The sequence below is a fragment of the Acinetobacter sp. 18QD2AZ41W genome, from assembly GCF_009829025.1.
GTDB classification, from domain to species: Bacteria; Pseudomonadota; Gammaproteobacteria; order Pseudomonadales; family Moraxellaceae; genus Acinetobacter; species Acinetobacter pseudolwoffii.
Genome location: NZ_WURP01000053.1, coordinates 1 through 1,183, shown reverse-complemented (window position 1 = coordinate 1,183; position 1,183 = coordinate 1). Strand labels below are relative to the sequence as shown.

Genomic DNA, 1,183 nt, shown 5'->3' with positions numbered 1-1,183 from the left:
AATCTCTGTACACGACAAAAATAGATAACTCATTGAAATAATGTCACAATAATTGTTTTCTAACGACGAATACTATGACACATCTCAATGAGTTATATCTTATCTTAAACAAATCTCTAAAATGGAACAAGTCACATTTAAAGTGCTTTGCGCTCATCATGCTTGTGATTATTTTAAAGCAAACATGTAATCTTTCTTCTGCATCTAAAGCCTTGCCCATCAAGTGTTTACCACAATCATTTTATCGACGTATGCAGCGCTTCTTTGCAGGTCAGTATTTTGATTATCGTCAAATTTCTCAGTTGATTTTCAATATGTTTTCATTCGACCAAGTGCAACTGACTTTAGATAGAACCAATTGGAAATGGGGAAAACGAAATATTAATATCCTGATGCTCGCAATCGTTTATCGTGGAATAGCGATACCTATCCTTTGGACATTGCTTAATAAACGTGGAAATTCAGATACGAAAGAGCGTATTGCTTTGATTCAACGCTTTATAGCCATTTTTGGTAAAGACCGTATTGTGAATGTGTTCGCAGACAGAGAGTTTATCGGTGAGCAGTGGTTTACATGGTTAATTGAACAAGACATCAACTTCTGCATTCGTGTTAAAAAAACTTCATTGTCACCAATCATTTAGGAAAGAATCATAAAATTAGTGATTTATTTCGCCATCTTAAAGTTGGTCAAATTGAATGTCGTAAACGACGGATTTTGGTTGGTCGGGTGAAACTATATATAAGTGCACTACAGTTAGAAAATGGAGAGCTTTTACTCGTCGTTTCTCCTCAGTTTAATGCCAATGCTATTCAGGATTATGCATTACGCTGGGAAATTGAAACCTTATTCAGTTGTCTCAAAGGACGCGGGTTTAATCTTGAAAATACGCGCTTGACAGACCCTAGACGAGTGAAAAAATTGATTGCGGTGTTAGCTATAAGCTTCTGTTGGTGTTACTTAACGGGTGAATGGCAACATAATCAAAAAAAAGCGATAAAAATAAAGAAGCATGGACGACTCTCAATGAGTTTATTTCGCTATGGTTTAGACTATGTTCAAATGGCGATTCAGCGTTTAATTGGTTTTGGGAAAAAAGAAGAGTTTAAGGAAATTTTGGCAATTTTAAGAAAGCAGAATCCTGATAGGATAAGGGTTCTGTGAAATTTGTCGTGTACAGAG

General features: G+C 35.7%; 1 protein-coding gene. It reads left to right on the top strand.

Annotated elements, in window-relative coordinates; genetic code table 11:
• The first annotated feature begins 74 nt into the window (after positions 1-74).
• Positions 75-1,165 (top strand): IS4-like element ISAba1 family transposase gene (locus GVV58_RS15200; protein WP_085940648.1). Its coding sequence is split into 2 segments (ribosomal slippage): positions 75-615 and positions 615-1,165, totalling 1,092 coding nucleotides; the frame shifts between segments, so codons are not numbered across the junction.
• The last annotated feature ends 18 nt before the right edge of the window (positions 1,166-1,183 follow it).